The sequence below is a fragment of the Edaphobacter sp. genome (assembly GCF_035532915.1).
Classification (GTDB): Bacteria; Acidobacteriota; Terriglobia; order Terriglobales; family Acidobacteriaceae; genus Edaphobacter.
In genome coordinates, this window is the sequence record NZ_DATKQC010000356.1 from 1 (window position 1) to 6,381 (window position 6,381).

Consider the following 6,381-nt stretch of genomic DNA (forward strand, 5'->3'; position numbering starts at 1 on the left):
AATCGCTTGGTGCCTCCCGCGCCTACATCATCACGGTCGTGCTTCGCGAGACTGGATTGCTGGCCGCTTCAGGCATCATTCTCGGAGTTGGACTTACCTATCTCATGCGGACGATCTTCCGCTACAAGTTTCCAACTCTGGCCTTCGCAGTCACGCCTGAGTGGGTTGCCACTGCCGTCGTTATCGCCTTCAGCGGCGCTATCCTGGGGGCCTTTTATCCGGCCATCAAAGCCGCGCGCAAAGATCCTATCGATGCCCTGTCCTACGAGTAGAGCATCGTAGGGCAACGCATGGGTTTTGCTGCCTTACGGCTTCCAAGGTCGGGCTCGAATCGCTTTACGATTTTTAATCGCGTGCGATTGAGCCGTCAGGCAGGTCTCGACTTGATGAACGTGTAGCGTTCCTTCAGCCGCAGGAAGGGCCTCTCCAGAAATTGATAAGAGAACGCAGCCAGGCCAATCGTAAGCACCAGATCGAGGAGGCCGCTGAAGGGCGAGCCTCGTAGGCCCAGATGAGGCAAGCGCTTCGCCGCAAAAGAGACTAACTCGCCGACAAATTCATGGAAGACATACAGTCCATAAGATATCTGCCCAAGGTAGCGCAAGCCTTTGGGAACAAGCGAAGCCTTCAATCCCAGGAATCCCAGGAAGATCAGCACTGTGCCGGTAAGGACCATTCCATACATGGCGCACAGCCTCACAGCGCCAGGGTGAATGTCAATGTGGCGGGTCACATTGGTGGAAGCCATCCACAGTGCGACGCCGCCTCCTATACAGAGCACGCGCCAGTACCCCCTCAACTTCGGAGCTCGCGTACGCAGCCCGAGGGACAATATGCATCCCGCGGCAAAAAACTGGAACTGCACCAGGCTGTTCGCCCACACCTTCACATTCACACTGGTGTTATGTTGTCCCATCCACGCCAGCACGCCATACGACACGACCAAAAAGAACGCGGAGGTTGCCCAGATCGCGCGCCTGCCTCCATACTTCATGATCGTCGGTATCAGCAGGTAGAACTGTTCCTCGACCGAGATACTCCATAGAGGAGAGATGGGGTTGACCGTCCAACCAAAATAACTGCTGTACCAGTTACCCGCAAGCAGAAGGAACGCGAGCACGCGGTAAGGTTCTACTCTGAAGTGCGGCATCACCAGGCCAAAGACCACACCAAAGCCAAGAAACACAAAATAAAGAGGCCAGATGCGCAGCACGCGTCGTATATAAAACGCCTTGAGATGGACGTTGTTGGTCTGATCGCGTTCCTTACAGAGCAGCTCTGTGATCAGATAGGCGCTCAGTAGAAAGAAGAGACAGACCCCATAAGCACCGGCCTCCTGCAACTCTCTGACCTGCACCGGAAAGATCCGGTCAAGGCCGAGCGTCAGGGGCACATGGTGCTGGAAGACGCATAGAAACGCGAAGAACCGCAACGCATCCAGCTCTGGCCGATAATATCTGCTGGGTTTACGTTCCGGCATAGGTCCTTTTACAAAGGGATTTATTTCATTTTAGTGCATCGCAATGGGTCCCCGCCTATACCTGTGAAAGACAAAACATTGTCGAGTTTGGATGACGAACGTTTTTAATGTCACGAGGGCATCATTTTCAGATTGTTCTGACAACACCACCTCGCCAATCCTTGACGCAGCCTGATGCACTCGGTAGCTTTTAGTTAGTCTCGCGTCATCGTCTTGCTGCCCGACGTGCTTCCACTCATTCCGCTCCTCAACGATAAGACAGGTTGCCCATCGAATGAATGCCACTATCCTGCTTCAGTTTGCGGTAGCGATTCTCTGGTGTGCTGGGCTCTTCGCGGCCATCTCGGGTTACGGCGCGCTTCTCCTGCGCCTCTTCGGTGTAGGTCGTCCGGCATTTGCGCTCGCAGCGGTCTCTGGTTTCAGCGCAGCCATCCTCATCGGCGGACTCTTTAATCTTCTGCACGCGATCACGGTTCCTGTGCTCGTCGCATTCAGCATCATTGGAGTTCTTGCCCTTCTGCTTCTTCGTTTCATCGACAAGGAACCAGCTGCGCTCGAAACTTCCGCGCCGCCTTCCGCAAATCTCAACGTCAGGCTGCTGCTCCTGTTCTTTGCCGTGGTTTTCGCCGTGCGCGTTGCAGCCACCGTTCACACCGCGTACTACCAGAAGTCGGATGATTACAACTTCTATCTGGCTGCGCCCAAAAAGATGCTTCAACTACATGAGTACGCGCCCGACCCCTTCAGCGAGCGCCGCATCATGTCCAGCGTCGGCGGGAACTACTTTCTGCAAACTCTTGTCCTCACCGAGCTTCCACTCGAAGACTTACAGATGGCCGACCGCGCCCTGGGTCTATTTCTGCTTGCGGTTATCGCATTCGGTCTGACAGACGAATTCGATCTCACGCCACTCCAGCGGGCAGCCCTTGCCGTCTTTGTCCTCATCACGCCGCAGCTTCAGTTCAACCTGACCTTTGTCGTTCTTCCCAGCGCACTCTTCTTCGGCCTGGTTTACCTTGCCTCCCATCGGCGCCTGCTTGCCGAGCACCGAAACCTGCAGGCATTGCTGCTCGGCATGACGACTGCTGCCATCGCCTCGACGAAATCTACCTATCTCCCCCACGGTGTACTCTTCGTCCTTTGCCTTGCTGTCCTTGTTTTCAGTCGTCGCGGCACGGCTGCAGGACTACGCACCCTCCTCATCGGAGCCGCGGGCTGCCTGCTCGTTCTCGCACCGTGGATGATCGCCCAGCACGCGACATCGGGGACATATTACTATCCGCTACTCGGCAAGGGCTTTCATTACAGCAGCTATGGGCTCTACCCTTCGCCGTCGAGCTTTAATCCGAAGATCATCCTCCACAAGGTCCTGCCCTTCAACCTCCCGCTCCTTCTCATCCTTCTCGTCGAATGGTTTTGGGGCGAAGACGACGAGCAGTCCCGCGCCATCCTCTGCTTCACCGCGGCAACGCTCATCGCCTCGCTCTTCGTCGGCATCGCCACCGGCGGAGACTCCGTCCGCCGCTACAACTATCCTGCAATCGTCCCCGTCATTCTTCTCCTCTTCGTGGTCTTCAGCCGCCGCGTCAATCATCATGTCCCCACTGGAAACCAGGCTGGCAGTTGGCGTCCTATCCAGGCCTGCTGTGCCGGTCTCGCCATCGCAACTGCAATCTATATAGGACTCAACTCCTGGACCCACGAATACAGCAACACCGTCCGCAACCTCCAGGTCTCCTTCACCGACTTTTCCATCGAGCCAGCCTCGGTGCGGTCTCAGTACGCCGCCATGGAGCGTGCCATCCCCACCGACTCGGGCGTCATTGCCACCGTCGACGACACCTTCCTTCTGGACTATCGCACCCACCACATTGATATTGCTGACTTTCCCGGCGCGGCCAGCCTTCCCCCCGGCTGGCCCGGCCGCTCCGACGGAGAAGCCCTGGCCAACTATCTCCTCTCCCATCACTTCCGCTACCTGGCTCATTCTTATAGCGGTGACGATGCGCAGCAGGGCCACCTCATCTCCGTCATGAATGACAAGAGCGTTACTCAATGGATCCGAAGCGAGGACGAGATGATGCTCGACAGCCACCGACAATACGCGGATCTGGCCCGCACCCGCCTGCACCTCTATGACGACGGCTCCCTCTACGTCCTCGACCTGGCCAGCCGCATGACCCCGACGTCCCCGGTCAACTAAAAGGGATTTTGTTTGCCGATCCGCCGATGGGCTGAGAATATAGCTGTCATGCAAATGCCGAAGAAGTCTCGTATCGTTGCTGCTTCGGGCCTGTTGCTGGTAGCTACCGCAGCCCTCCTGCTTGAGCATCTGCACGTCATCGGCGGGGCTTGGTTGCAAGGAATGGTGATATCTGCCACACTTGCCGTCTGCGCGATCGCGGCATACTTCGAATACCGCTCAACCTGACCCCATCCCACCCGTCCCGACCTATCCTCATTTTCATTGACTCTTTCCCGGCTTTTAGGCTAATCTTGAATCTCGCGCAGTCTCGCGTCCGTGCGTCTATGTAGATCTATATACCCATATACATAGATAAGGCGGACGAAAGAGATACCGTGGTGGACTCACTTGGGGCAGCCAACGCAGCAAGGCCGCTCCCGAAGCACCCACTTCCCAGGCTGATCTTTCAAGGCTTTGTGCGCTGTCCCATGCGAAGGTACACCTTTGCGTCCGAGAATGTTCTCGAACGTCCGGTTCTTCGCGCTGTATCGAGCCGTAAACGTTGTACGAAACATATTCGATCCACCTTTCTTCAGAAGTACGCCGAACCATGAAGACGGCAGATTCAAGGAGTAATAGAGCAATGTCCACTACCATCCCCAGCGGCAAAGATATCAAGCGCAAGTGGTTCGTCATCGACGCCAGCGGCAAGACGCTTGGCCGACTTTCCACGACTGCCGCCAGCGTCCTCGCAGGCAAGCTCAACCCGCTCTACACCCCTTATATCGATATGGGCGATCACGTCATCATCATCAATGCTGAAAAGATCGTCCTCACGGGCCTCAAGGCAAACACCAAGCTCTATCGCCGTTACACCGGCTTCCCCGGCGGTCTGCGTGAAGAGTCCTTCATTAAGCTGCTCGCCCGCCGTCCCGAAGCAATCGTCGAGCAGGCAGTCAAGGGCATGCTTCCCAAGTCCAAGATGGGCCGGCAGATGGCAACCAAGCTCAAGGTCTACAAGGGCAGCCAGCATCCGCACCTCGCCCAGCAGCCGGTAGCGATGGATTTCCACGCCTCCAACGCCCCCAAGGCCTAGTTTTTATGCGCGGCGGCCGTTTGTCCGCTGAACATAAGTTTTGTTAAGGGTACGGCTTCAGCCGTGCCGCACAGAGCAAGAGATTTTCGGGGCTTTAGCCCCTGAGGCAAGTTCAAGGAGCACCATGGCAGATCTGATCCAATACTACGGAACCGGCCGTCGCAAGTCTTCGATTGCGCGCGTCTTCCTGCGTCCCGGCAGCGGCAACTTCACCGTCAACAAGAAGGACGTCGACGTCTACTTCGTCACCGCTCAGCAGCGCGCCGCCGCTCGCCGCTCGCTCGGCATCGCCGACATCGGCGAGACCTTCGACGTCATCACCACCGTTAAGGGTGGCGGCGTCATGGGACAGGCCGATGCCGTCAAGCTCGGTATCGCCCGCGCTCTCATGGTCTTCAATCCTGAGCTGCGCAAGGCGCTCAAGGCAGAAGGCCTCGTTACCCGCGACTCGCGTGGTAAAGAGCGTAAGAAGTACGGCCAGAAGGGCGCTCGCGCTCGCTTCCAGTTCTCGAAGCGATAAAAAGAGCCTTTCAACAAAGTCTTTTGCACCTGTTCTTGTAGTTGCAGTTGCTTTTGTTCTTGCAGTGTTAAGGGCACGGCTTCAGCCGTGCCGCTACTTCTCACCTCGGCGGCGCGGCTTTAGCCGCCGGGGTACAGTTTTCGATTCGGCCTCGATGCTGCTTTCGTGGACCGTATCAAAGAAGCATCCGGCGAAAATGAATCGCCGTCAGCACAACCCTTCCGTTTCGTTGGAAGGCAAGGAGTTAAATCTCCCGTACGCGGGATCAATCCAGGCACCGGAGCAATTCGGTCCGGCTGTCTTCACCAAGGAGCCTCTATGGCAAGTATCACTATGAAGGAACTGCTCGAAGCTGGCGTCCACTTCGGGCATCAGACCAAGCGCTGGAACCCCAAGATGAAGGAATACATCTTCGGCGAGCGCAACGGAATTTACATCATCGATCTACAGAAGACGCTGAAGATGTTCAAGGAAGCGTCCAAGTTCGTCACCGATCTTACCTCGACCGGCAAGCTCATCCTCTTCGTCGGCACCAAGCGCCAGGCGCAGGATGCCATCGCCGAAGAGGCCACCCGCGCGGGCATGCCGTACATCAACAGCCGCTGGCTGGGCGGTCTGCTCACCAACTGGGTCACTGTGCAGAAGTCGGTCAAGCGCCTCACCGAGCTGGACGACATGTCCACCGACGGCCGCTATGAGCTGCTCACCAAGAAGGAAGTCATCAAGCTCGAGCGCGAGCGCAAGCACCTGACCACCAACCTGGCCGGTATCAAGACCATGAAGCGTCTCCCCGACGCGATCTTCGTCGTTGACTCCAACAACGAAGCCATCGCCGTCGCCGAAGCCCGCAAGCTTGGCATCCCGGTCGTCGCGGTCGTCGACACCAACTGCGATCCGACCGTGGTCGACTACGTGATCCCCGGCAACGACGACGCCCTCCGCGCCATCCGCCTCTTCACCACCAAGATCGCGGACTCGGCCTACGAAGGCGTCCAGATGGTCTCCGAGCGTGCCTTCGCCACCGAAGTTGCTGATGTCCAGCAGTCTGAAGTTGCCGCTGAGCACGTCGGCGAAGAAGGCGAAGTGACAGAGGTTCAGGC

General features: G+C 57.2%; 7 protein-coding genes. 6 read left to right on the plus strand and 1 reads right to left on the minus strand.

Going from position 1 to position 6,381, the window contains the following annotated elements; all coding sequences use genetic code 11:
• A partial coding sequence (locus tag VMU57_RS16880; protein ID WP_325385518.1) for an ABC transporter permease occupies positions 1-272 on the plus strand: 272 nt, incomplete at its 5' end.
• Positions 273-367: 95 nt separating this feature from the next.
• On the opposite strand, the gene VMU57_RS16885 is transcribed toward VMU57_RS16880, so the two are convergent.
• Positions 368-1,480, minus strand: a complete 1,113-nt coding sequence (locus VMU57_RS16885) for an acyltransferase (RefSeq protein ID WP_325385520.1) — start codon at positions 1,478-1,480, stop codon at positions 368-370.
• 274 nt (positions 1,481-1,754) lie between these two features.
• On the opposite strand from VMU57_RS16885, the gene VMU57_RS16890 reads away from it, so the two are divergent.
• The 5 genes from VMU57_RS16890 to rpsB all read left to right on the plus strand — a co-directional run.
• Complete coding sequence (locus VMU57_RS16890) at positions 1,755-3,683, plus strand: hypothetical protein (protein WP_325385522.1); 1,929 nt, start codon at positions 1,755-1,757, stop codon at positions 3,681-3,683.
• A 54-nt stretch (positions 3,684-3,737) separates the two neighbouring features.
• Positions 3,738-3,911, plus strand: a complete 174-nt coding sequence (locus tag VMU57_RS16895; RefSeq protein WP_325385524.1) for a hypothetical protein — start codon at positions 3,738-3,740, stop codon at positions 3,909-3,911.
• Positions 3,912-4,308: 397 nt separating this feature from the next.
• Positions 4,309-4,761 (plus strand): 50S ribosomal protein L13, encoded by a 453-nt coding sequence (gene rplM / locus VMU57_RS16900; protein ID WP_325385526.1) that lies wholly within the window; start codon positions 4,309-4,311, stop codon positions 4,759-4,761.
• Between the two features lie 124 nt (positions 4,762-4,885).
• Positions 4,886-5,281, plus strand: coding sequence for a 30S ribosomal protein S9 (rpsI, locus tag VMU57_RS16905; RefSeq protein WP_158910131.1), 396 nt, complete (start codon positions 4,886-4,888; stop codon positions 5,279-5,281).
• Between the two features lie 318 nt (positions 5,282-5,599).
• On the plus strand, positions 5,600-6,381 hold a 782-nt coding region (gene rpsB, locus VMU57_RS16910), incomplete at its 3' end, for a 30S ribosomal protein S2 (protein WP_325385529.1).